The organism is Pantoea eucrina (genome assembly GCF_001691555.1).
Taxonomy (GTDB): domain Bacteria; phylum Pseudomonadota; class Gammaproteobacteria; order Enterobacterales; family Enterobacteriaceae; genus Pantoea; species Pantoea borealis.
In genome coordinates this window covers 1,599,098-1,623,218 of the sequence record NZ_MAYN01000008.1, presented here as the reverse complement: position 1 = coordinate 1,623,218, position 24,121 = coordinate 1,599,098, and the positions used below count along the sequence as shown (strand labels likewise).

23 protein-coding genes and 3 tRNA genes are annotated in these 24,121 nt (G+C 56.0%); 16 read left to right on the top strand and 10 right to left on the bottom strand.

Annotation, left to right across the window (positions count from 1 at the left end; genetic code table 11):
- Nucleotides 1-237 precede the first annotated feature (237 nt).
- Nucleotides 238-1,152, top strand: a complete 915-nt coding sequence (locus BBA90_RS13805; RefSeq protein WP_065649651.1) for a DMT family transporter — start codon at nucleotides 238-240, stop codon at nucleotides 1,150-1,152.
- Here BBA90_RS13805 and rutG read toward each other — a convergent pair.
- From rutG to rutA, 6 genes are read right to left on the bottom strand one after another with little or no spacing between them, the layout of a single operon-like run.
- Nucleotides 1,149-2,474 carry a pyrimidine utilization transport protein G gene (rutG, locus tag BBA90_RS13800; RefSeq protein WP_065649650.1) on the bottom strand — a complete coding sequence of 442 codons (1,326 nt, stop codon included), beginning with the start codon at nucleotides 2,472-2,474 and terminating at the stop codon, nucleotides 1,149-1,151. The genes BBA90_RS13805 and rutG overlap by 4 nt on opposite strands.
- A gap of 45 nt (nucleotides 2,475-2,519) precedes the next feature.
- The gene (gene rutF, locus BBA90_RS13795) at nucleotides 2,520-3,041 is read right to left on the bottom strand and encodes an NADH-dependent FMN reductase RutF (protein WP_065649649.1); all 522 of its coding nucleotides are present in this window, start codon (nucleotides 3,039-3,041) and stop codon (nucleotides 2,520-2,522) included.
- Between the two features lie 16 nt (nucleotides 3,042-3,057).
- Nucleotides 3,058-3,861 (bottom strand): pyrimidine utilization protein D, encoded by an 804-nt coding sequence (gene rutD, locus BBA90_RS13790; protein ID WP_065649648.1) that lies wholly within the window; start codon nucleotides 3,859-3,861, stop codon nucleotides 3,058-3,060.
- Nucleotides 3,861-4,256, bottom strand: coding sequence for a pyrimidine utilization protein C (rutC, locus tag BBA90_RS13785; RefSeq protein WP_065649647.1), 396 nt, complete (start codon nucleotides 4,254-4,256; stop codon nucleotides 3,861-3,863). Before rutC ends, rutD begins: the two co-directional genes overlap by 1 nt.
- Before the next feature lie 25 nt (nucleotides 4,257-4,281).
- The gene (gene rutB / locus BBA90_RS13780) at nucleotides 4,282-4,995 is read right to left on the bottom strand and encodes a pyrimidine utilization protein B (RefSeq protein WP_065650485.1); all 714 of its coding nucleotides are present in this window, start codon (nucleotides 4,993-4,995) and stop codon (nucleotides 4,282-4,284) included.
- On the bottom strand, nucleotides 4,995-6,086 hold the full coding sequence (gene rutA / locus BBA90_RS13775) for a pyrimidine utilization protein A (protein ID WP_065649646.1): 1,092 nt from the start codon (nucleotides 6,084-6,086) through the stop codon (nucleotides 4,995-4,997). Before rutA ends, rutB begins: the two co-directional genes overlap by 1 nt.
- 294 nt (nucleotides 6,087-6,380) lie before the next feature.
- Between rutA and rutR the strand changes: the two genes are divergently transcribed.
- Both rutR and BBA90_RS13765 read left to right on the top strand, forming a co-directional pair.
- Complete coding sequence (rutR, locus tag BBA90_RS13770) at nucleotides 6,381-7,016, top strand: HTH-type transcriptional regulator RutR (protein ID WP_065649645.1); 636 nt, start codon at nucleotides 6,381-6,383, stop codon at nucleotides 7,014-7,016.
- Between the two features lie 19 nt (nucleotides 7,017-7,035).
- A complete protein-coding gene (locus BBA90_RS13765) occupies nucleotides 7,036-8,010 on the top strand; it encodes a metal-dependent hydrolase (protein ID WP_065649644.1) in 975 nt (324 codons plus the stop codon).
- 41 nt (nucleotides 8,011-8,051) lie between these two features.
- Here the strand turns inward: BBA90_RS13765 and cycA are convergent, their stop codons facing one another.
- Nucleotides 8,052-9,443 carry a D-serine/D-alanine/glycine transporter gene (gene cycA, locus BBA90_RS13760; protein ID WP_065649643.1) on the bottom strand — a complete coding sequence of 464 codons (1,392 nt, stop codon included), beginning with the start codon at nucleotides 9,441-9,443 and terminating at the stop codon, nucleotides 8,052-8,054.
- A gap of 286 nt (nucleotides 9,444-9,729) precedes the next feature.
- Here cycA and BBA90_RS13755 point away from each other — a divergent pair, with 286 nt between their 5' ends.
- The 3 genes from BBA90_RS13755 (at nucleotide 9,730) to BBA90_RS13745 (ending at nucleotide 12,717) form a co-directional block, all read left to right on the top strand.
- Nucleotides 9,730-10,428 carry an extensin family protein gene (locus BBA90_RS13755; protein ID WP_065649642.1) on the top strand — a complete coding sequence of 233 codons (699 nt, stop codon included), beginning with the start codon at nucleotides 9,730-9,732 and terminating at the stop codon, nucleotides 10,426-10,428.
- An 831-nt stretch (nucleotides 10,429-11,259) separates the two neighbouring features.
- Complete coding sequence (sdiA, locus tag BBA90_RS13750) at nucleotides 11,260-11,982, top strand: transcriptional regulator SdiA (protein WP_065649641.1); 723 nt, start codon at nucleotides 11,260-11,262, stop codon at nucleotides 11,980-11,982.
- Nucleotides 11,983-12,105: 123 nt separating this feature from the next.
- Complete coding sequence (locus tag BBA90_RS13745) at nucleotides 12,106-12,717, top strand: acyl-homoserine-lactone synthase (protein WP_065649640.1); 612 nt, start codon at nucleotides 12,106-12,108, stop codon at nucleotides 12,715-12,717.
- A gap of 29 nt (nucleotides 12,718-12,746) precedes the next feature.
- Here the strand turns inward: BBA90_RS13745 and BBA90_RS13740 are convergent, their stop codons facing one another.
- A complete protein-coding gene (locus BBA90_RS13740; protein WP_039383713.1) occupies nucleotides 12,747-12,974 on the bottom strand; it encodes a DUF2594 family protein in 228 nt (75 codons plus the stop codon).
- 400 nt (nucleotides 12,975-13,374) lie between these two features.
- Between BBA90_RS13740 and uvrY the strand changes: the two genes are divergently transcribed.
- From uvrY to BBA90_RS13710, 6 genes are all read left to right on the top strand, one after another.
- Nucleotides 13,375-14,034, top strand: a complete 660-nt coding sequence (gene uvrY / locus BBA90_RS13735) for a UvrY/SirA/GacA family response regulator transcription factor (RefSeq protein WP_039383715.1) — start codon at nucleotides 13,375-13,377, stop codon at nucleotides 14,032-14,034.
- Nucleotides 14,027-15,859, top strand: a complete 1,833-nt coding sequence (gene uvrC / locus BBA90_RS13730; RefSeq protein WP_065649639.1) for an excinuclease ABC subunit UvrC — start codon at nucleotides 14,027-14,029, stop codon at nucleotides 15,857-15,859. The genes uvrY and uvrC overlap by 8 nt, the downstream gene beginning before the upstream one ends.
- A gap of 68 nt (nucleotides 15,860-15,927) precedes the next feature.
- The gene (gene pgsA, locus BBA90_RS13725; protein ID WP_065649638.1) at nucleotides 15,928-16,476 is read left to right on the top strand and encodes a CDP-diacylglycerol--glycerol-3-phosphate 3-phosphatidyltransferase; all 549 of its coding nucleotides are present in this window, start codon (nucleotides 15,928-15,930) and stop codon (nucleotides 16,474-16,476) included.
- A gap of 149 nt (nucleotides 16,477-16,625) precedes the next feature.
- A tRNA-Gly gene (locus BBA90_RS13720) sits at nucleotides 16,626-16,701 on the top strand.
- Nucleotides 16,702-16,743: 42 nt separating this feature from the next.
- Nucleotides 16,744-16,817: transfer RNA gene (locus tag BBA90_RS13715), tRNA-Cys, on the top strand.
- Between the two features lie 11 nt (nucleotides 16,818-16,828).
- Nucleotides 16,829-16,914, top strand: a tRNA-Leu gene (locus BBA90_RS13710).
- Between the two features lie 104 nt (nucleotides 16,915-17,018).
- Here the strand turns inward: BBA90_RS13710 and BBA90_RS19380 are convergent.
- A complete protein-coding gene (locus BBA90_RS19380; RefSeq protein ID WP_167350680.1) occupies nucleotides 17,019-17,189 on the bottom strand; it encodes a hypothetical protein in 171 nt (56 codons plus the stop codon).
- Between the two features lie 153 nt (nucleotides 17,190-17,342).
- Nucleotides 17,343-18,842 (bottom strand): SulP family inorganic anion transporter, encoded by a 1,500-nt coding sequence (locus tag BBA90_RS13705; RefSeq protein WP_065649637.1) that lies wholly within the window; start codon nucleotides 18,840-18,842, stop codon nucleotides 17,343-17,345.
- Nucleotides 18,843-19,272: 430 nt separating this feature from the next.
- On the opposite strand from BBA90_RS13705, the gene BBA90_RS13700 reads away from it, so the two are divergent.
- From BBA90_RS13700 to BBA90_RS13685, 4 genes are read left to right on the top strand one after another with little or no spacing between them, the layout of a single operon-like run.
- On the top strand, nucleotides 19,273-19,704 hold the full coding sequence (locus BBA90_RS13700; protein ID WP_065649636.1) for a MarR family winged helix-turn-helix transcriptional regulator: 432 nt from the start codon (nucleotides 19,273-19,275) through the stop codon (nucleotides 19,702-19,704).
- Between the two features lie 2 nt (nucleotides 19,705-19,706).
- Nucleotides 19,707-21,377, top strand: coding sequence for an MFS transporter (locus BBA90_RS13695; RefSeq protein ID WP_065649635.1), 1,671 nt, complete (start codon nucleotides 19,707-19,709; stop codon nucleotides 21,375-21,377).
- Between the two features lie 11 nt (nucleotides 21,378-21,388).
- Entirely contained in the window at nucleotides 21,389-22,480 is a 1,092-nt protein-coding gene (locus BBA90_RS13690; RefSeq protein ID WP_065649634.1) for an HlyD family secretion protein, read from the top strand.
- Nucleotides 22,477-23,850, top strand: a complete 1,374-nt coding sequence (locus tag BBA90_RS13685; protein ID WP_065649633.1) for an efflux transporter outer membrane subunit — start codon at nucleotides 22,477-22,479, stop codon at nucleotides 23,848-23,850. The genes BBA90_RS13690 and BBA90_RS13685 overlap by 4 nt, the downstream gene beginning before the upstream one ends.
- Nucleotides 23,851-24,121 lie beyond the last annotated feature (271 nt).

The following is a 24,121-nucleotide window of genomic DNA, read 5'->3' as shown; positions in this document are numbered from 1 at the left end:
AACAGTATAGAAGAGCATACGCAGGCTGCCGGAAAATGGCTTTGCAGCCAGCCAGGGATCCGTACGCCTGTAAAATTAATTTATTGATTTTTATAATAAAATACCCTGATTTTCAGATGAGTCGTAATTCTGAGTATTAAAGCCTGCGTTGCATACTGAGCAGATAACGCTGGCCAGTTATTGCGCCTTCAGTACGGGTTACGCCAGAATGGCGCCTGGCTACTTATCAGGTGTTTTATGTCTGCTTTACCTGCACGTCCTTATCTGCGCATTACCCGTCAGGAGCTGGTGCTGATTTTTATCACCCTGGTCTGGGGCGGCACCTTTCTGGTGGTGCACCGCGCCATGATGTACTCCGGTCCGTTTTTCTTTGTCGGCGTGCGGTTCGCCACGGCGTCACTGCTGTTGGCCTGTTTTTTCTGGCGCTATCTGCGCGCACTGACCTGGCCGGAGGTCAGGGCGGGCACGATGATTGGTCTGGCTATTGCGGGCGGTTATGGCCTCCAGACCTGGGGGATGCAGACCATCTCCAGCAGCCAGTCTGCCTTTCTGACGGCGCTCTATGTGCCGGTGGTGCCGCTGCTGCAGTGGCTGGTGCTGCGCCGGCCACCGGGCATTATGGCGTGGCTGGGCATTGCGCTGGCGTTCAGCGGCTTGCTGCTGGTGGCAGGGCCACAGGAGAGCGGCCTGGCACTCAGCGCCGGGGAAAGCGCTACCCTGCTGAGCACGCTGGCGATTGCTGCCGAGATCATTCTGATTAGCCGTTATGCCGGACAGGTGGATGTGCGGCGGGTAACGCTGGTGCAGCTGCTGGTCGCCTCCGCTTGCGCCTTTCTGTTTATGATCCCTAATGGTGAAACGCTGCCGTCGTTTTCTCTGCCACTGGTGCTGAGCGCTGCGGGCCTGGGCGCCGCCAGCGCCCTGATTCAGGTGACGATGAACTGGGCCCAGCGTAGCGTCTCACCGGTGCGCGCCACGGTGATTTATGCCGGGGAGCCGGTCTGGGCGGGGATTGTCGGACGTCTGGCCGGGGAGCGACTGCCAGCGGCAGCGCTGCTGGGCGGTGCGCTGATTGTCTGCGGCGTGATTGTCAGTGAGCTGCGGCTGCGGCGCAGAAAAGCGGTGCCCGATCAGGCACCGCAGAAGCCTTAAGCGTGTGGCTGAGCAGTGGAACCGGCTGGCGTGCGGTGACGGCGCTGCAGAATCGCATTCAGGATAATGGCACCAAAGGTCGCGGTGCCGATGCCGCCGAGTGTGAAACTGCCAATCTTAAGGGCGAAATCCCCTGCGCCCAGAACCAGCGTGGTGGCCACCATAATCAGGTTACCGTTCTGCCCGAGATCAACCTGATTCTGCAGCCAGATACGGGCACCTGCCACCGCAATCAGGCCAAATACCACGATAGACGCGCCGCCTATCACCGGGGCTGGCACGGTGTGGATGAGAGCACCAAACTTCGGTGAGAAACCGAGCAGTATTGCGATTACGGCCGCGGCGACAAACGCCAGCGTAGAGTAGACGCGCGTGACCGCCATCACGCCGATATTTTCGGCGTAGGTTGTCACGCCGCTGCCGCCGGCGGAGCCTGAGAGCATGGTGGCCAGCCCGTCACCGACAAATGCCCGGCCCATCCAGGGATCGAGATTGCGGCCGGTCATGGCCGCTACCGCTTTTATATGCCCCAGGTTTTCAGCCACCAGAATAATTGCGACCGGCGCAATCATCACTATCGCCTGCAGGTCGAACACCGGGGCGGTGGTGTGCGGCACGCCAAACCAGGCGGCACGGGCCACGCCGCTGAAATCAACCGGTTTGCCCAGGCCAAAGCCATTCGTCAGCAATGCATAAAACGCCCAAGCCACAATCAGCCCTACCAGGATCAGCAGGCGCTGTACCAGCCCGCGCGTCATCACCGCCACCAGCCCGATACAGAGCACGGTCAGCACTGCCATCCAGCTGTCAAACAGGGTGGCAGAAACGCTGTGGACCGCAATCGGTGCCAGATTCAGGCCAATCGCCATAACGACGGCTCCTGTGACCACAGGCGGCATCAGGCGCTCAATCCAGCCGGTGCCGGCTTTCATCACAATCAGCCCAATCAGGGTATAGATTGCGCCACAGGCGATAATGCCGCCCAGCGCCACAGAGAGATGAGTATTGATGCCCTGGCCGGTAAAACCGGTGACGGCAATCACGACGCCCACAAAAGCGGCGCTGGAACCGAGATAGCTCGGCACGCGCCCGCCGGTGATGAAGAAGAACAGCAGCGTTCCGATCCCGGAGAGCAGCACAGCGAGATTGGCATCCAGCCCCATCAGCAGCGGCATCAGTACCGTTGCGCCAAACATTGCGACCGCATGCTGCAGCCCAAGCACCAGCGTCTGCCCGAACGGCAGCGTCTCGTCCGGGGCAATCAATCCGTTGTCTGTCATGGCTGACTTAACGCGCCAGCGTGGAAACCAGGTACTCGCCATAGATCATCTCCTGAGAGTGAATAGAACGGGCCGCGTTATGCGGTATCAGCGGGCATCCTGCCGGGAGAACGTGTGATAACCGCGATCAAACCAGGCGAGTCCCTGACGCGCCTCGCCCTGGGCCACGGCCAGCACCGTACAGAACAGAATATCGTGGGTGCCCACGCTGACCCGCTGCGTTATCTCGCAGTCAAAAGAGATCAGTGCGGCATCCAGCAGCGGGGCGCCGCTGGCAAGCGTCTGCCACTGTGCAGCGGCAAAACGATCTGCCATTGCGGTTTTGCCACCGAACAGCGTGGAGAGGGCATGCTGCTCTGCCGTAAGGGTATTGACACAGAGTGCACGGTTATCGCGAAACGCCGGCCAGGCTGAGGCGGAGCGGTTCAGGCAGACCAGCAGCGTGGGCGGGGAGTCGGTGACGCTGCAGACGGCGGAGGCCGTAAAACCGGCCAGTCCTGCCGGACCATCCGTGGTGATAACATTGACGGCAGCACCCAGCTGCGCCATCGCGTTGCGAAAGGTATCGCGATCAACAGCGGGTAAAGCCGGAAGGGCATGCAGACTCATGTTCAGACTCCTGTGCTCAGCCTGCCGCCAGGCAGGCGGACTGAGCGGTCTCAGTCAGCCAGCGCAGCAGCAGCGTGTTAAAGTTATCGCTATCGGTCACGCTCATGGCGTGGCCTCCCCACGGCATTGTCAGCAGCTGACCCTGTGGCAGCGCTGCCGCCAGCTGCGCTGAACAGCTCCATGGCACCAGAAGATCGTCCTGGCTGCAGATCGCCAGCACCGGCTGAGTAATGCGCGCGGCGCAGGCACGAAAATCTGCGGCCTTCAGCGCGTGCAGACGACGCAGCAGGTTCTCTGCGCCCTGAAAGTGCTGCTGGTGATGCCTCTCTTCAGCCTCAGCGCGCGCCTGATGCTGCGCCAGCCATTCAGCAGGGTAGAGAAACAGCGGCTGGGCGCGGACAAAGGCTTCAGTACCCGACTGCAGCAGCAAATCCTCTCTGACCTTAAAGCAGCGGGCGGTATGGGGATTAAGCGTCAGCCAGCCGTTGATCACCACCACGCGTTCAACCCGATCGGGATGATCCAGCGCCAGTTGCAGACCAATCAGGCCCCCGAGCGCATGGCCGGCCACGCTGTAGCGCGTGATGTGATGCTGTGCCAGCGCTTCCGCCAGTTCAGCTGCCATCCTCGCCAGGCTGTAGTCTTCAGGCAGAGTCGCTGCGCTGCGTCCGGTACCGCGCTGATCGTACGTAACAACGCGGTAGCGTGAGGCGAGCGCCGCCAGCTGCGGCTGCCAGAATCCCGCTACGCCGCCGAGACCTGATGCGAGAACCAGCGTGGGCGCATCGGCGGCGGTTAACCCCTGGATATCCAGCTTCATCACGCCTCCGCCTGTCCGATGTGGGCAACCGACGCGATCTCAACCAGCGCGTCAGGTTTTACCAGCCCGCACTGAATACAGAAGCGCGCGGGCTTATCGCCGGGAAAATAGTCGGCATAGACCTGATTTACGGCAGCGTAGTGCTGCCAGTCGGTGATAAAAATAGAGTTAAATGTGACATCCGCCATACAGCCGCCGGCGGTCTCAATGACGTTTTTTATCGTCTCCAGCACGTGACGTGTCTGCGCGGCCGCATCGCCGACGTGAACCACATTGTTGTCCGCATCGAACGGCAGGGTACCGGAAACATACACCACGCCGTCAGCCAGCGTGCCGGGTACGAACGGGGCGATCGGCGTAGTGCTGCCGGCCGGGATAATGACGCGTTTGGGCATAGTCTGATCTCCTGATAGCGAAATGTTACTGGCCCTGCAGGGCTTCGCAGAACGTTTGTGTATCGCTGACCCAGCCGAAAAACGTTTCGATATTGAACAGCGCAGCCTGCTGCGCGAAATCAGGTCCGGCCTGATGCGTGGCGTCAGCCAGTACCACGCCGAAATACTCCAGGAAGAAACCGTCACGCAGCGTGGACTCCACGCAGACGTTGGTGGCGATGCCGGTAAAGATCAGGTGGCGGATCCCGCGGCTGCGCAGCATGCTGTCGAGCGGCGTATTGAAAAAGCCGCTGTAGCGCGGTTTTGGCAGCACGATATCGCCCGGTTCGGGCGTCAGCGCATCCACCAGCGCATAATCCCAGGTGCCTTTCGCCAGCAGGGTGCCCTGCAGCTCAGGCCGGCGCCGCATGGTTTTCAGCGCATTGGATTTGTGAAAGTTTGGCGAGCCCGCGTCGCCCGCCTCTGTGTAATCGCTGTCCCAGCCGTTCTGGAACCAGATGATCTGCACGCCAGCGGCCCGTGCAGCGGTTACCGCCTCATGAATGCGGGCGATAACCGGCTGGGTAGCAGAGACGTCAAAACCCGCCAGGTCGAGATAGCCGCCTTCGGTGGCGTAAGCATTCTGCATATCGACTACAATCAGCGCGCTTTGTGCCGGTGGCAGGGCGATCGCCTCCGGACGCGCGGGCAGGGTGATGTGTGGTGTGGAGCCGGTATGTGCGCAGGTGACGGTTTTCATCATGCCACCTCCTGTGCCGCGGTAATCACGTCGCGACGACACTCCATCAGCGGCTGAATGCGCTGGCCGAAGGCTTCAATACCTTCAAGGAAGTCATCAAAAGTCAGCAGTACGCCGTGTGTCCCTTCAACACGGGCAACGTCATCGAGCATGCGCGCCACGCTGGCGTAAGAGCCGACTAACGTCCCCATATTGATGTTAACGGCAGAGGTGGGGTCAGCCATCTGACGCACGTTGGTGTCACTGCCGGAACGGGTATCCTGCTGGCTCTGGGTAGTGAGCCACGCAAGCGCCTCTTCGTCGGCACCGGCCTTGTAGTGCTCCCATTTTGCCCGGGCCGCTTCATCACTCTCAGCTGCGATGATCATAAACAGGACATAGGAGCCGACATCACGCCCCGCCTGCTCAGCGGCGAGCTTCATCCGGGCCGCAGTCGGTGCAAAAGCGGCCGGCGTATTAACGCCTTTGCCGAAGCAAAAGTTATAGTCGGCGTGCTGAGCTGAAAACGCCATGCCCGCATCGCTCTGTCCGGCGCAGATCACTTTCATGGGCTTCTGCGGCTGCGGGCTGACGCGACAGTCGTTCATAGTGAAAAAATCGCCTTTGAAGTCGCTCTTACCGGTGCCCCATAAATCGCGCAGTACCGTGACGTATTCAGTCAGATACTGGTAACGGCTGGCAAAATAGTCATCGCCCGGCCAGATCCCCATCTGCTCATACTCCGGTTTCTGCCAGCCGGTGACGAGGTTAACGCCAAAGCGTCCGCCAGAAATAGAGTCGATGGTCGCGGCCATACGCGCCACAATAGCGGGCGGCAGCGTCAGGGTGGCTGCCGTGGCGTAGATCTCAATTCGCGAGGTGACTGCCGCCAGGCCTGCCATCAGCGTAAAGGACTCCATATTGTGGTCCCAGAATTCTGTTTTTCCGCCGAAGCCGCGCAGCTTAATCATCGAAAGGGCAAAATCGAAGTGATAGTGCTCCGCACGCTGCACAATCGCTTTGTTGAGTTCAAAGGTAGGCATGTACTGCGGCGCATGCGTGGAGATCAGCCAGCCATTATTACCAATCGGAACAAAGACACCAATTTTCATGTGACACCTCTTTGCATTGATAGGACGTTTTCACGCGCTGCGCTGCTTCCTGCACGCATCCTGCGGGCGGCGCTCTCTGACAAGATTGCAAGCCGCGTGCCACATAAATAATGTTTATATTTATCATTGAGATATAAACAGCCCATTGGCCAGCCGGAACGGCGTCGCGATTTTCAGACCATTTGGTCAAAACAAATGCACAGCAATCAGGCAGCCGTCGTGCAAAAAAGGTGCAGGCCGCCATATCTGCCAGCTGTGTTATGATGTGAATTCACGACAGGGAGAGGTAACAGCATGAAAAATGATGAGAAAAAACCGCGGCGTCGTTCGCAGGCAGCAACCGCAAAACGCGCCGCTATCCTGCAGGCGGCGCTGGCGCTATTTTCTCAGTTCGGTATTCATGGCACCAGCCTTGACCGGGTGGCTGAAGGCGCGGAGGTGTCAAAAACGAATCTGCTCTACTATTACCCTTCAAAGGAAGTGTTGTATGTCGCAGTGCTGAAAGAGATTCTGGATGTCTGGCTGGCACCGCTGCGCGCGCTGCGCGCCGACCAGGATCCCCTGACGGCCATTCGCCACTATATTCGCCTGAAGCTTGAGGTCTCCCGCGATCATCCCCAGGCATCCCGGCTCTTCTGTCTGGAGATGCTGCAGGGAGCCCCGCTGCTGCGGGGTGAACTGGCGGGCGATCTGAAAGCGCTGGTAGAGAGCAAGGCGGCTATTGTCGAGCAGTGGATCAGCGCCGGGCAGCTGGCTGCCGTTCAGCCGCAGCATCTCTTCTTTATGCTTTGGGCTACCACGCAGCACTATGCGGATTTTGCCTCGCAGGTTGAAGCGGTCACGGGTCAGACGCTGCAGGATCCCGACTTTTTTGCGCAAACGCTGCATAACGTAGAGCGGATGATTATTGAAGGCATTCGCGTGCGCTAACGATTGATGGAGGAGAGGCATGGATTCGCTGTCGCAACTGGCGCTGGGCGCTGCCGTTACCGTTGCCGTCATGAACCGCCGCGTACCGGTATGGCAGGCGGCCCTGGCGGGAGCTGTAGCCGGCACGCTGCCGGATCTGGATGTGTTCGTCGATCACGGCGACGCGATACGAAATATGACGCTGCACCGTACAGAGAGCCACGCGCTGCTGATCCTGACGCTGCTGGCGCCGCTGGCCGGCTGGCTGGTGGCCGGGGTCACCCGCAGCAGACAGCACTGGCGCAGCTGGTGCCTGGCGCTCTGGCTGGCGCTGATTACCCATCCACTGCTCGATCTCACTACGGTTTATGGTACGCAGCTTGGGCTGCCGATCACTGACTATCCGTTTGCCATCGGCAGTATGTTTATTGTCGATCCCCTCTATACGCTGCCGCTGCTTGTCGCGCTGGGCGTGGCATTATGGCGGCGCGATGCAGCCGGCGTGCGCTGGACTCGTCTGGGCCTGTTAATCAGCACGCTTTATCTGGGCTGGAGTATGGTGATACAGGGCGTCGCCACGCAGCAGATTAAACAGCAGCTGGCACAGCAGCCTATCGTCCCGCAGCGGCTGCTGGTCACGCCGACGGCGTTTAACACGCTGGTCTGGCGCACGGTCATCATCACACCCGATCGCTATGGTGAAGCATACTGGTCGCTGTTTTCACCCCAGCGGCCGTTGCAGATTACGTGGCACGATCGTCAGATGGCGCTGCTGACGCCTTTCAAAGGGCAGTGGCATGCAGAGCGGGTTGTCTGGTTCAGCCACGGTTTTTATGCGCTGCGCCAGCAGGGCGGCAATACGCTGATCAGCGATTTGCGCATGGGGGAGGCGCCCGATTACACCTTTACCTTTAATCTGGGCAGGCCGGAGGCTCCGGCAGCGGCGCCGCAGCGCGAGCCCGCTGCGCGTCCGTCACTCCAGCGTGCCTGGCATCAGTTCCGGCAGCGGTTATAAACGAAAAAGGCCCGCTGGTGCGGGCCTTAAACGGAGCGGGATCAGGCTTTACGGCGTCGCAGCAGCCAGCCCATGGTGAGCAGCATAAACCACAGCGGTGTAACCATCAGTGCCTGACGGGTATCCTCCTGCAGCGTGAGCAGCACCAGCACGAAAGCAAAAAATGCCATGCAGACCCAGCACATAATCTTACCCAGCGGCATCTTAAACGTTGATGACGCATGACGCTGCGGATGCTGTTTACGGTAGGCCAGATAGCTGCAAAGAATGATGGTCCAGACAAACATAAACAGAATGGCAGATACCGTTGTCACCATGGTAAATACCGTCATCACATCGGGGATCAGGTAGATCAGCGCAACGCCGCCCAGCAGGCAGAAGCAGGAGAAAAACAGGCCGGTGGTAGGCACGGCGCGTGCGGAGAGGCGACCAAACGCCTTGTGCGCCACGCCCTGTTCTGCCAGACCATACAGCATGCGACTGGTAGAAAAGATGCCGCTGTTGGCTGACGAGGCCGCTGAGGTCAGTACCACAAAGTTAACAATGCTGGCCGCAGCGGGCAGGCCAATCAGTACAAACATCTCCACAAACGGGCTGCGATCCGGCATGACCTGATTCCATGGCGTAACCGCCATGATCACCAGCAGCGCCAGAACGTAAAACATAATAATGCGCAGCGGTATGGCATTGATGGCACGGGGCAGAACCTTGTGCGGATCTTTGGTTTCCGCCGCGGCGGTACCAACCAGCTCAATACCGACAAAGGCAAACACGGCAATCTGGAAGCCGGCAAAAAAGCCGCTCAGTCCTTTCGGGAACATGCCGCCATGCTGCCAGATATTACTGAGAGAGGCTGTGCTGCCGCCAGGTGAAGGATAGTGCGTGCTGACCAGTACAATACCGGTAATGATCAGGGCGACAATGGCGACAATTTTGATAATCGCAAACCAGAACTCCATTTCACCAAACAGTTTGACCGTGGCGATATTCAGCGCCAGAAAGACAAACACGCACAGCAGCGCGCTCATCCAGATAGAGAATCCGGGGAACCAGAGCTGAAAATAGGCGCTGATGGCAACCACGTCAGCGATACCGGTGACGACCCAGCAAAACCAGTAGGTCCAGCCGGTGAAATAGCCCGCCCACGGACCGAGCAGATCGGCCGCGAAATCACTAAACGATTTATATTCCAGATTAGAGAGCAGCAGCTCTCCCATCGCGCGCATCACAAAAAACAGCATGAAACCGATGATCATATAGACAAAAACGATCGACGGGCCGGCCAGGCTGATGGTTTTGCCTGACCCCATAAAGAGCCCGGTCCCGATAGCGCCGCCAATCGCAATCAGCTGAATGTGACGGTTATGCAGGTTGCGCCGGAGTTTTTCCGGCTGTTCAGCCTCACTGAGGGCTGCTTTGGATTGATCAACCATAAAGATAGCTTTCCTGTCTTGATGTTGTGTCAGCTCTGATGGCTGTTGAAATACGTGCCTTTGCACAGGGCAAGAGCGCATAAGATAGAGGAAAGGCTGCCGGGTCTGGTAATTGTTTTTTAACCTTTATGACCTTTTGCGTTTTTTACTCTGTCAGTAAAAATTTACATGGTTGCACTTTTAGTCACTTTGCGTAAATAAGCAGCGCTTTTTCATGGAAGAACAGGCAGATGAAACAGGCCAGCTACACTTAGTCACAGGTTTACAATGTGATAAGGCAGAGACAGTGCGCGCACTCATCGCGACAGGAATAATTGCTCTGGCAGGGTGGTGGGGATTGCCATGGCTGAAATCGCATCTTCCGGCGCAGTGGAACCCCTTTATCCCGCTTGATGTTACTGATGCGCCAGGCTGGATAACCTGTTACAAGCTGGAAAAATTGCGTCACGATCCCGCCGCCTGCCTGGCGGTGCTGGAGCGCGCCAGCGCGCAGGGACGGGTGAGCTATCGCACAACGCCCCCGGTACAAGGTAACTGCACCATTGAACAGCCGGTACGCATCAGCAAATTTGGACCGGTCACGCTCAGCAGCAGTTTTCTTGCCAGCTGCCCGATGGCCGTGGCAAGTACGATGTATGTTACACGCAGTAATGCTGCCCTGCGGCAGGCGGGTATTGCCAGTCCGCTGCGGCGTATTGAGCATGTTGGCAGCTACGCCTGCCGCAACGTCTATCATCGTCAGCAGGGACGCCGCAGCGAACACGCTACGGCAGAGGCGTGGGATGTGACCGCTTTTCAGCTGGCTGATGGCCGCTGGTTGCGGGTCGCTAAAAACTGGCAGCAGCCAGCCAGTAGCGCTGCCGGCTTGCATGCACTCTGGCGTAACGGCTGTGCCAGTTTTGGAAATGCACTCGGACCGGATTACAATGCTGCCCATACCACACACTTTCATCTGGGAATGCGCGGGGGCGGATTTTGCCGCTGATCTGACGGGGGTGGTTAATTTTTTCAGCACCAGAGCGGCATAATACTCAATTTTCGGGAAAACTATTTTAGATCCATTACATTAGAGAAGCGGCACGGGTGTTTACAAATGAGAATTATTACCTTACTAATTTTTATAGTTGAAATAAGTTGTCTTTAAATAATGTTTGTCTGCGTTGATGATGAGATATTCGCCGGTATGTTCTGTCATTGAGAGCGGGCAGGATTGCGTCTCAACGTTGATTCGTCAGACGGCCCGGCAGTAGATTTCATCGCAGCGAAAAACAATTATATTTATTAGCCACCTCAATACGTTTTCATTTCAGCCGCTGTTTGCCGTTTATGCAATCCTGTCAGACATATTTGCCGATAGACTGGCGTAGCCGGGTATAGCGCTGGCGTCATCCCCGGGCTTGTTCAGGCAGCTCAGGCTTACAGGTTACCGGTCATAACTTTAATTATTAGTGGGATTAAAAATAGTCCATGACTAAATCATTCAGCACTTTTAATAGAACGCGAATCTTACCGCTAATCATTATTTTACTTAAAATCGATGCTAAACTTTTATCCATCTAATTATTAATTTTGATGGCCAGAAGATTGAAACTTTATCAGAAAAATCCTATGCTGGTTTCACGTATCTTTTCACGCCCGAGACCTGACAGGCATGTCACTGCGGCTCTCGCCAGGGGGCAACAAATCGATAACTTTCCCGCTGTATAACGCAAATTTCAGCAGGATCCTTTTTATTCATTTCGTTCAGATTACGCTGCACCGAAATAATCGGACAAGCATCAGGGTAATAAAAGACGTTAAATACGTCAGGATAATAATGACTACCGATAATTATTTTGTCTGGCGAGCCGAAACAGAAAAAGCGTTTCAGGCGTTGACGGAGGTGGTGCAATTAAAAGCACTGTTGCAAAAGCAAGTCATCGCTCTGGGGTTCGACTTCTTTGCATTTCTCGTGCAGCAGCCCGTTCCCTTTACCCGCCCGCGTTTTTTCCTGTTCAGCACTTATCCTGAATCCTGGATCCAGCATTATGAGCGGCATAACTACTATGCCATCGATCCTGTGCTGCAGCTTTGTCAGCAGTCCGGAAAAGGGATTGAGTGGCGCGCTGAGATTTTCGCCGGGGCGGCTAATCTTTGGCCAGATGCGCAGGCAGCAGGACTCCACAGCGGCTTTTCTTGCTCAGCGATGGCATCAAATCGTGCCATTGGTATATTATCAATAGCATCACGTCAGCCCGGACGCTCCAGGCACCGCCACGTTGAGCTTGAAGTTCAGATAAACTTTCTGGCGGACCTGAGCTTACGGGTTCTTGAACGCTTAAAAGATAGCTCAATGGTGGTGCTGGCTAAGGGATTTAGTGAGCGCGAGCTGGAAATTTTGAAATGGACAGCTGAAGGAAAAACCTCAGCAGAGATTTCGCTTATTTTGGCAATATCAGAACATACGGTGAATTTTCATCAAAAAAACATGCAAAAACGTTTTAACGTTTCAAATAAAACGCAGATAGCGTGTTATGCCGCAGCGACAGGTCTGATATAGCAAAAGGCAACTACTAATACTGGTAGTTCCCTATCCGTATTGAGTTGTCTACCCTGCGCCGGAAACTTAGCCAGGCTGGCACGATAAAAATCATTGCACACATGGGGATGTCAGAGGCGCATGATGAAAATAATTCAAACACAGCTAAAGGATATGCCTTCCTCACTGCTAGCCGAACTGGGTACCTATCGTTACAGCGTGTTTGCGCGTGGCGAAGGCTGGTCAATTCCTCCGCGGCTGAGCACACCGGGGCAGGAGTATGATCGCTACGACCGTTCAGACGTGACCTGGCTCATCGCCTGGACTGCGCGTAAAGGCATTTGCGGCTGCGCGCGGTTACTGCCGTGGCACGAGCCGGAACTGGCTGAAGGTATCATTTTGCCGTTTGCGCAGGATAAAGTCTGGGAGATGTCGCGCTATTCCGCCCGGCTGGAAGTGGATGCGGAGTTGCCACTGAATATCCTGTGGCACTCGGTGCAGCTGGCAGAGCTGAGCGGCATGGAGTACCTGATTAGCTCAGCCACGCCGATGCTGGAGAAGATGTTCGCGCAGCATAACGTCGTTTATGAGCCGCTGACACCAGGGTTAATTCAGTCGGAAGATAATCTTTTCGCTATCCGTATTCCGGTTGAACAGCCTGCACTGGCGGAAAAATATCGCGGAACGCGTCGGTTTAGTCCGGAAGAGGTTCTGCCTTCGCTGGGTGTTTCGGTTAACTGGCAGGCGCATAATTAAGACCCCGTGCGCTGCACGGGGTTGACCGCTTACTGACGGTAAGCGGTTTTGATCTGGCGGATCGTGTTGCTGAACACTTCAGCCTGGGGTTTATCAGCCAGCGCATTTTGCACATAGCGTTCCATATTGATGATAACTTTACCGGCGTCTGCCTGTCCCATGCCCTTGAGAATCAGAGTAATCATCATTTTGAGGCAGGCAACTTCGTCAGCCAGTGCCTGAGTATCACGCGACGTTACGAAATCTTCATCACTCATCTTCAACTCCCTGGTGGTATTGATTGACACAGATTGTATCTTTCCGTGTATAAAACAGAGAGTATATCATAGGTTTGCTTTCTCTTTCAGAGACCAGAAAAATCCTTATTCGCTCCAGTCACAAGCAGATCACTGCAGACCGCGTGGCTGACGTCGTGATTTTTTGTTTTAAAAAGAGAAAACAGGCCGGTTTATTACAACATGCTGTTATTAAATGAAATCTTAAATCAGCCAGCTTTTTAGTTTGCAGAAAATGGATTTTTCCTGAAAAGATTTAATTATTTGATATAAGTCATTGCGTCGCAGGTTGTTCTTGTATGTCTGATGTTCAATACGCGTAAAAAACGTTAAGATTACGCTCTTTTTTTAATTATCTTTCTAACCTGCGGAGTATGTCCCGTTGATCAGCCTGCTGCTTGTTGATGACCATGAACTGGTGCGTGCCGGCATTCGTCGCATTCTGGAAGATATCAAAGGACTGGTCATTGCCGGCGAAGCAGCGTGCGGAGAAGACGCAGTAAAATGGTGCCGCCAGCATACGGTGAATGTCGTTCTGATGGACATGAATATGCCGGGCATCGGTGGGCTGGAAGCGACGCGCAAAATTGTGCGCTACAACCCGGATATACGTATCATTATGCTGACTATCCACACCGAAAATCCGCTGCCTGCCCGGGTAATGCAGGCGGGTGCTTCGGGCTATCTGAGTAAGGGTGCCGCACCTCAGGAGGTGGTGAGCGCCATTCGCGCCGTGCATGCAGGGCAGCGCTATATCGCCTCAGATATCGCTCAGCAGATGGCGTTAAGTCAGATTGAGCCGCAGAAAGCGGAATCCCCCTTCAGCTGTTTGTCGGAACGGGAATTGCAGATTATGCTGATGATTACCCGGGGACAAAAAGTTACGGAGATATCCGAACAGTTGAACCTGAGTCCGAAAACCGTTAATAGCTACCGCTACCGTATGTTCAGCAAGTTAAACATCAGCGGTGATGTAGAGTTAACGCATCTGGCCATTCGTCATGGTCTGTTCAACGCGGAGCCATTAATCAGTAGTGAGTGAACTCTTTAATCCCAAAGCCTTTCTCAGCACCGTAACCAGCCAGCCCGGCGTCTACCGAATGTATGATGCGGCCGGTACGGTGATCTATGTCGGTAAAGCCAAAGATCTCAAAAAACGCCTGAGCAGCTACTTCCGTGCACAGACCGGCAGCCGTAAAACGGATGTGCTGGTCAGTAACATCCGTAATATTGATGTCACGGTTACGCATACTGAAACCGAAGCGCTGCTGCTGGAGCATAACTACATCAAGCTTTACCAGCCACGCTATAACGTGCTGCTGCGTGATGACAAATCGTATCCTTACATTTTTCTCAGCGGCGATACGCACCCCCGGCTGGCGATGCATCGCGGTGCGAAACATGCCAAAGGTGAGTATTTCGGTCCGTTCCCTAATGGCTATGCAGTACGCGAAACGCTGGGCCTGTTGCAGAAAGTCTTTCCTATTCGTCAATGTGAGAACAGCGTCTATCGCAATCGCTCGCGGCCCTGTTTGCAGTATCAGATTGGGCGCTGCCTCGGTCCGTGCGTAGCCGGTCTGGTCAGCGAAGAGGAGTATGCGCAGCAGACTGATTATGTGCGGCTGTTTCTCGCCGGCAAAGATGATCAGGTGATTAACCAGCTGGTGGCACGCATGGAGGCAGCAAGCCAGGGGCTGCGTTTTGAAGAGGCGGGGCGTCTGCGCGATCAGATTCAGGCCGTACGCCGTATTACTGAAAAACAGTTTGTCTCAAATCAGGGTGACGATCTCGATGTGATGGGCGTCGCGTATGATGCGGGCATGGCCTGTCTGCACGTGCTGTTTATCCGGCAGGGAAAAGTACTGGGCAGCCGCAGCTATTTCCCAAAAGTCCCGGCTGACACTGAGCTGACGGAAGTGGTGCAGACTTTTGTCGGGCAGTTTTATCTGCAGGGGAGTGAGGCACGTACCCTGCCGGGCGAAATTCTGCTGGATTTCAACCTGGCGGAACGCAACCTGCTGGCTGAGTCACTGAGTACGCTGGCCGGCCGCAAAGTCAATATACAGACCAAACCGCGCGGCGATCGGGCTCGCTATCTCAAGCTGGCGCGCACTAATGCGGCGACGGCGCTGACCACTAAGCTGTCGCAGCACTCGACCATTCAGCAGCGGCTTGCGGCGCTGGCCTCCTGGCTGGAGCTGGAGAGCATCCGGCGCATGGAGTGTTTTGATATCAGTCATACCATGGGCGAGCAAACCATCGCCTCCTGCGTGGTATTTAACCAGGATGGTCCGCTGCGTTCTGATTACCGGCGTTACAATATTGAAGGGATCACGCCAGGTGATGATTACGCGGCGATGAATCAGGTTCTGCGCCGTCGTTACGGCAAAGCGCTGGAGCAGGATAAAATTCCGGATGTCATTTTGATTGATGGCGGTAAAGGTCAGCTGGCGCAGGCGAAAGAGGTGTTTGCGGAGCTGGATGTCAGCTGGGATAAACACCATCCGATTCTGCTTGGCGTGGCAAAAGGCAGCGATCGTAAGGCGGGACTGGAAACGCTGTTTTTCGAAGCGGAAGGAGAGGGCGTTTCTCTGCCGCCGGATTCGCCAGCCCTGCATGTGATTCAGCATATTCGTGATGATGCTCACAATCATGCAATTTCAGGCCATCGTAAAAAACGCGCCAAAGTGAAGAACACTAGTGCACTGGAAAGTATTGAAGGTATCGGACCTAAACGGCGCCAGCAGCTGCTGAAGTATATGGGCGGCCTGCAGCCGCTGATGAACGCCAGCGTGGATGAAATCGCCCGCGTGCCCGGGATCTCTTTTGCACTGGCTGAAAAAATATACCACTCGCTGAAACACTAACATTGAAACAGGGGGGGCAATGTAGGAACATACGTTAAACCCTACACACACCAGACAGTTACTGGCATATGCAATATAACATCCCAACGTGTCTTACCCTGTTTCGCGTTTTTTTGATTCCTTTTTTTGTACTGGCGTTCTACCTGCCGTTTTACTGGGCGCCTTTTGCAACCGCACTGATTTTTGTTATTGCCGCCATAACGGACTGGTTTGATGGCTTTCTGGCGCGTCGCTGGAAACAAACCACGCGCTTTGGTGCATTTCTCGATCCGGTAGCGGATAAGGTAATGGTAGCCATGGCGCTGGTGCTGGTAGCGGAATATTTCCACGCATGGTGGATTACTCTGCCTGCTGCCACCATGATTGCGCGTGAGATCATTATCTCCGCGCTGCGTGAATGGATGGCAGAAATTGGCAAGCGCAGCAGCGTTGCTGTCTCCTGGATTGGTAAAGTCAAGACCACGGCGCAAATGCTCTCACTGGTTGCACTGCTGTGGCGTCCTGATGATACGGTGATAGGTGTGGGCGTGGTCGCACTCTATATCGCGGCAGTGCTGACATTCTGGTCAATGTTTCAGTATCTGAGCGCAGCACGCGGCGATCTGCTCGATAGCTGATCGATACGATTCAAAAAGCAGCAAACAGACGCAGTGGGTAATAATTTTATTGACTCACTGCGTGAGATAAGTAGAATGCATCGCATCGAACGGCAGCACAGCTGCAAGAAGCTGAATAAAAACAGCAAGTTCGGTAAAACAGCAGTTATGCGGGAATAGCTCAGTTGGTAGAGCACGACCTTGCCAAGGTCGGGGTCGCGAGTTCGAGTCTCGTTTCCCGCTCCAGTTTCAGCAATGGGTCACTGACCGGTTGCACATCAGAATAAAGGCGCGTTGGCAGAGTGGCCATGCAACGGATTGCAAATCCGTCTACCTCGGTTCGACTCCGGGACGCGCCTCCAGTTTACACCCTGCCCGGGTGGTGAAATCGGTAGACACAAGGGATTTAAAATCCCTCGGCTTATGGTCGTGCGGGTTCAAGTCCCGCCCCGGGCACCATACAAAAAACCGAATTAAAAAAGCACTATAAGCAATGTCGTAACCGCCCTCAGGCGGTTTTTTTGTGTCTGCAATAACTACCCGGCGCAGCCGGGTAGCGGGCATTATCCCTGCGGCTGGCCGACCGGGCCTTCCCCTTCGCTGGCGCCTGGCACCGGCTGATTACTTGGCGCGTGCGGACGACCGTCGGCACCCACGGCATCACTGTGCTGCATGCAGCCTGCCAGTGAAAGAAGCGTAACCGCTACCAGACCTGCTTTTATAATCCACGACATACAATCCCCTTAATAAACTGCTTTTATACGCTTGCCATTCAGCGCGTTGCGCCGTTAAGCAAAGCCGCTGAAAGGCTAACTTGCAAGCGAAACGGGGAATTTTAGGATTCCGGACGGGCAGGGCGCGCAGAGGGCGCCCTGCTGGCAGGCGGGTTAACCGAGATTACCGCTCAGACGATCGCGAAAATCGCTGCTGCGGTTATCCAGACCGGTAAAGGTCACGGTGGCTCCGTGACGCTGATAACGGTATTCGATAGCATCCAGTGCGGCAACGCTGGAGGCGTCCCAAATCTGGGCGTGAGTCAGGTCGATAGTGACCTGGCTCGGATCGTGGCCATAATCAAAGTGCTCGAACAGGTCATTACTGCTGGCGAAAAACAGCGGGCCGCGTACGGTGTAGTGAACCCGATCCCCGTCCGGGCTGAGCGTGCGCTCGGCATGAATAACGTGGGCGATACGCCGGGCAAACAGCATCATGGCAAGGATCACGCCAAGCAGTACGCCAATCGCCAGGTTGCTGGTCCAGACGGTGATCGCAACGGTCACCACCATAACCAGCGTTTCTGACCACGGCATCCGTTTCAGCGTTGCGGGTTGCAGGCTGTGCCAGTTAACGGTTTTAACCGCCACCACCATCATAATCCCCGCCAGAACCACCATCGGGATCTGCGCCATGATATGGCTCAGGCCAGTGACCAGCAGCAGCAGTACCAGTGCAGCCGCTACGGTTGAAATCCGGGTGCGTGCGCGACCCAGTTCAACGTTAACAATCGTCTGACCGATCATGGCGCAGCCCGCAATACCGCCATAAAAACCGGCGAGAATATTGCCAATACCCAGTGCCCAGGATTCCCGCCGTTTGCCTGACGGAGTATCGGTAAGATCATCCACCAGTTTTGCCGTCAGCAGCGACTCCATCAGGCCGACAAATGCGACGGAAAGCGCGGCAGGCCAGACGATCTGCAGCGTCTGCAGGTTCAGCGGCACCAGCAGTTCGGTAAAGCCGGGCAGCCCGGCGCTCATCGGACCTTCATCGCCCACGCTGGGTACGCGATAACCGAGCAGCAGGGCAACGGCGGTCACCACAACAATAGCAACCAGCGGCGACGGAACACTTTTCAGCACGCGCGGCAGCAGCAGCACAATGGCCAGCGTGGCGGCAAACAGGCCCCAGACCAGCGGAGAGTGGCCCCAGACGTGCGGTACCTGTGCAAAGAAAATCAGTACGCCCAGCGCGTTTACAAAGCCCAGCATCACCGAGCGCGGGATATAACGCATCATGCGCGAAAGGCCGGTAACGCCAAACAGAATCTGAATAATGCCTGCCAGAATGACGGCAGGCAGAATATAGGCCACGCCGTGCGCGTGGACCATCGGGCCGATAACCAGCGCCACTGAACCCGCCGCCGCGGTCACCATCGCCGGGCGTCCACCCAGCAGTGAAAGCGTCAGACAGAGTACGACCGAAGCGATCAGACTGACTTTGGGATCAACGCCCGCAATAACAGAGAAAGAGATAACTTCAGGAATGAGCGCCAGGGCAGTGATAACCCCGGCCAGACACTCGCGGGTGAGCAGGGCCGGCGAACGCAAAACGCGGGCGACCGTTAAATCGCCAGCGTCAGCTGTGGTGCGATCGGTTTGTGAATTCATAACGTGTGTGGACTCTAAGTTGTAAGGCGTATGCAGCAGCGATGCAGCTGGAAAACAGGGTATGTGACGTGTGAATGTTACCGGGCATTGATGGCTCAGGCCAGTGAAAGAGAGAGAGCGGCAGGGTAAAAAAATAACCTCTGCAGGTGGAAATCCAAAAAACACCTGCAGAGGCGACGCAAAAGCATCATTCGTTACTGAATCGTCAGCCGATTCATGGCGCTAAAGTTATACAAAAAAAGCGTTTTTGTACAACTAATTTCTTAAGCATTTTGTGCGATATTAAGCTTTTAGCTGTGCTCTCCGCAGGCTGTGGTCTGACATGTACAGGTTTTTATCTCAAATCGATACAACCTTTTCCTTTTTATATCTGCGTGGATTATAATTACGCCTTCTTTTAGTTAGGTATCTAACCATTAGGTGGCTAAGTTTGGTTGACTATCCGCAGCCTTTTTCCCGGCTTTTACATCAGACGGCTCATGCATGGCGGCTGGCGGTCGATCGCCGGCTGAAAGAGAATGATTTGAGTATGAGCAGCTGGATGGCCATTGCCAGCGTCGCTACCGCCAGCCAGCCGCTGACGCAGAAAGCGCTGGCGCAGCAGCTGGGTCTGGAGGATGCGAGCGTAGTGCCGCTGGTGGATCGGCTTGTGAAGCAGCAGCTGCTGGCTCGTCTGCAAACGCCGGAAGATCGGCGTAAGCGTCTGCTGGTGCTTACCACGCAGGGCGAACAGGCGTTTACCCAGGTCAAAGCGCAGGCAGATGCCCTGCGCAGTCAGCTGCTGGCTGATATCGATCCCGCTGCGCTGGCTGTGACGGAAACGGTACTGCAGCAGTTGCTTAACCGTCTGGGTAGTGCCTGAGTATGGCCAGGCGTAATCCTTATGCGCAGCGGGAGTGGCTGCCGCATGAAAAGCCGATGCTGCCGGGCTCACCCTCCACGCCGCTGCATTCACCAGGCAAACGCGTCGCGTTTGGTCTGATCGGCTTGCTGATTACGCTAACCGGCGCGCTGAGTAACGCGCTGGTCACGGCGAATCTGACAAATCTGCAGGGCACGTTTGCCGCGTATAGCAACGAAATTGCCTGGCTGCCGGCGGTATACGTGATGGGAAACATATCGATCAACCTGCTGCTGGTAAAATTTCGCCAGCAGTTTGGTCTGCGGCTGTTTACTGAAGCGTTTCTGGTGCTGTATGTCATCGTGGCGTTTTTTCATCTGTTTGCCAACGATCTCAGCTCCGCAATTATTGTGCGCACCGCACACGGGATGGTCGCCGCCGCGCTCAGCTCGCTGGGCATCTACTATCAGGTACAGGCGTGGCCGGCAAAGCACCGGCTCAAGGCGCTGGTGATTGGCATTACCGCTTCGCAGCTGGCGATCCCGCTGGCGCGGCTCTTTTCTACTGAGCTACTGCAGCTGGAGGAGTGGCGCGGGCTCTATCTGTTTGAACTCGGGCTGGCGCTGATTGCGCTTGGCTGCGTGCTGGTGGTGAGACTGCCCCCGGGTGACCGCATTAAAGCGTTTGAAAAACTCGATTTTGTGACGTTTCTGCTGCTGGCACCCGGTATGGCGCTGCTGTGTGGCGTTCTCTCACTGGGGCGAATTGAGTGGTGGTTTACTACGCCCTGGCTGGGCGTCTGTCTGGCGCTGGCGCTGGTGCTGATTGTTTCAGCTGTGGTACTGGAGCATAACCGGACCAACCCGCTTATCAACACCCGCTGGCTGAGCAGCGGCATGATTGTCCGGCTGGGTATCGCCATGATCATGATCCGTATCGTACTGGCTGAGCAGAACACCGGCGCGATCGGCTTTTTGCAACAGCTGGGGCTACTCAACGATCAGCTGCACGGCCTGGCGCTGGCCATTATCGCCGGCGTCATCTGCGGCATTATCGCCAGTGCGCTGACTATTAAGCCTGGCCAGCTTAACTGGCCCATTGTGACCTCACTGGCCATTATGATCGTGGCCTCGCTGATGGATGCGCAGTCAAATCCGCTGACGCGCGCGCACAATCTCTATTTTAGTCAGTTTCTGCTGGGCTTCAGCAGCGCCTTTTTCCTTGCGCCAGCTATGCTGCTGGGGATAGGCAGCGTGGTGACACAGCCGAAAAACCTGGTCAGCTTTGTTGTACTCTTTGGTATGAGCCAGAATCTGGGCGGGCTGATCGGGTCAGCCATCCTCGGAACCTTTCAGACCTGGCGGGAGAAGTACCATTCCAGCTTACTGGCCGACAGACTCTCGCAGCTTGATCCTAACGTTACCGAACGGCTGGATCAGTACCGTGCGCTGTTTAACAGCCAGCTGACAGACAGCGTACTGCTGAGTGCTCAGAGCAGCAGCCAGCTACAGACAGTCGCCACGCTGCAGGCGAATGTCCTTGCCTACAATGACACTTATCTGCTCACGGCAGCCCTGGCGATGTGCACGCTGCTGTGGGTATTATGGCGGCTGTCGCGTCAGCGTTATCTCGCGTGGCGGCAGGCGAAAAATCATCAGGATGAGCCGCGTCAGACTGCGCCCTCAGCGAACTAAACGGAGAAAAGATGAGTCAACAGGATGATCTGCAGGTAGCTGAGCGCGAACGCACGCATCGCCGCCGCACGCTTTCTATCGCTGCCGGCGCGGGCATTGTGATTGTGGGTGTGCTGGTAATTCTTTATGCGTGGCAGCTCTGGCCGTTTACCAGCAGCGTGCAGACCACCGAAAACGCTTATGTACGCGGCCAGATCACCTTTATCAGTCCGCAGGTCAGCGGCTATCTGACCGGTGTTGAGGTCGTGGATCTGCAGCCGGTGAGCCGGGGTGAGCTACTGATGACCATTGATGATCGTATTTATCGTCAGCGTGTGCATCAGGCACAGGCGCAGCTGGAGATGAAAGTGGCGGCACTGAAGAATAATCAGCAGCAGCGGAAAAGTGCTGAAGCGACCATTCTCAGTAACAAAGCCGCGCTGGAAAATGCCCGGGCACAGCGGCAGAAAAGCGGGCTTGACTTAAAACGGGTAGAAAATCTGGCGTCGGATGGGTCGCTTTCGGTGCGCGAGCGTGACGCCTCACGTGCAGCTGATGCGCAGGCGCAGGCGCAGATGCGACAGGCCGAAGCGCAGGTTGCCGTGGCGCAACAGAATCTGCAAACGGTGGTGGTGAATCGTGCTTCGCTTGAAGCGGATGTGACTAACGCCCGCGCGGCGCTGGAGCTGGCGAATATCGATCTTGCTAATACCCGGATCATGGCCCCTGACAGCGGTCAGCTGGGGCAGCTCTCTGTGCGCAAAGGAACCTATGTTACCGCCGGTACGCGTCTCACCTCGGTGGTGCCGGATAAAAAGTGGGTGATTGCCAATTTTAAAGAGACGCAGCTGGCGCATATTCGTCCGGGCTTACCGGTGACGTTTAGCGTTGATGCGCTTAATGGCCGGCGCTTCAGTGGCCAGGTAGAGTTCATTTCCCCTGCGGCTGGCTCAGAATTCAGTGCCATCTCACCTGACAACGCCACCGGAAACTTTGTGAAGATTGCGCAACGTATTCCGGTACGGATCAGCATTGATGCAGAGGAGCAGCAGCTGCTGCGCCCGGGCATGTCAGTGGAGGTCAGTATCGATACTGCCGCAGAACCGGTGAAGGAGACGCCGTGAAGCCGCTGTTAACTCTCTCACTTGCGCTACTGCTGCTCAGCGGTTGTGCTACTGAAGTGGAAAAAGCCCCGGCATCGCTTCCGATCCCGGCGCAGTGGCGTGACCAGACCGGGCCACAGGCACCCCCGGAAGCCGCGTGGTGGCGTACTTTTGGCGACAGCGATCTGAATCGTCTGGTCAGTCAGGCACTGGAACATAACAGCGATATTCTTCTTGCCCGGTCGCGTGTCGATCAGTATCGGGCACAGGTGCGCGCGGCGCAGGGCGATAACTTTCCGGTGATCTCGGCCGGGGTGGCCGCCAGCCGACAGCGTTCGCTCTCGGCAGCAACCGGCCAGCCTAATGAAAGCGCCATATTTCAGGGGTTGCTTCAGGCTAATTATGAAGTCGATCTCTGGGGCAGCCGCAGTAACAGCATACGCGCGGCGGAGGCTACGCTGGAGGCGCAGCGCGCGGCGGCGGCGGCGGCTGAGCTTACGGTGGCCAGCTCAGTGGCATCAGGTTATGTCACGCTCGCCGCCCTGGATGAGCAGCTGCGCGTGACGCAGGCGACGCTGGCAACCCGCGAAAACTCCCGCCAGCTTGCCCGACGTCAGTTTGAAACCGGCTACACGTCACGACTGGAGTGGATGCAGGCGGAGTCAGAGTACCAGACGGCCAGCGCGCAAATTCCGCAGCTGCAGCATCAGATTGCAAAGCAGGAGAACGCATTAAGCGTACTGGCGGGCATGAACCCGCGTGAGATCGCACGCAGTCATCGCTTTGATAACATCCGGCCGCATAAGCTGCCCGCGCTGCTGCCCTCGCAGCTGCTGAACCGGCGTCCCGATATCGTCCAGGCGCAGCGTGCGCTGCTGGCGGCAGATGCCTCTCTGGCGTCCGCACGCGCCAGACTGCTGCCTTCACTTAACCTCACCGCCAGCGGCACGCTGCAGAGCAGTGAACTGCATACATTACTGGATAATCCGTTTCGTCTCTGGAGTCTGGGTGGCAGCATCCTTGCGCCTTTGCTTAATCGCGAAGCGCTGACGGCACAGGTTGATGTGCAGATGGCGACGCGTAATCAGGCGCTCTACAGCTATGAAAAAACGGTGCGTAACGCTTTCTCAGAAACAGATGACGCGCTGGATGCGATTCGCCGTAATCAGGAACAGCTGGCAGAACTGCAAAAACAGGAGGAGTTTGTGGCGGAAGCGTATCGGATTGCCCGCAATCGTTATCAGAATGGTTATGCCTCTTATCTTGATGAGCTTGATGCGCAGCGTACGCTGTTTACCACGCAACTGAATATTGTTTCAGTGAAAAACAATCTGCTGCAGGCACAGATCGATCTCTATCGGGCGCTGGGTGGCGGCTGGCACGCTGCCTGAGGCGGGATTTTAGCAGTAATGGGAGAGTGATAAAGTCACGCACGGTATCTGTTTCGCAGGGAAATAGTCGTGAAATCTTTATCACTTTCTATTACACTCAATGCGCAATTCCGCCTTTATCCTGCTTATGCTATTGAGTTTCCATGAGTTTGCCGGCTCCACCTGATGATCACGACGAGTCTCATCGTCAGCCGCTTGACGATGCCCACTTCGCCATTGTGGTTCTTGCGGTCACTTCGGTAACGCTTATAATCTTCGTCCTGATGCTCAC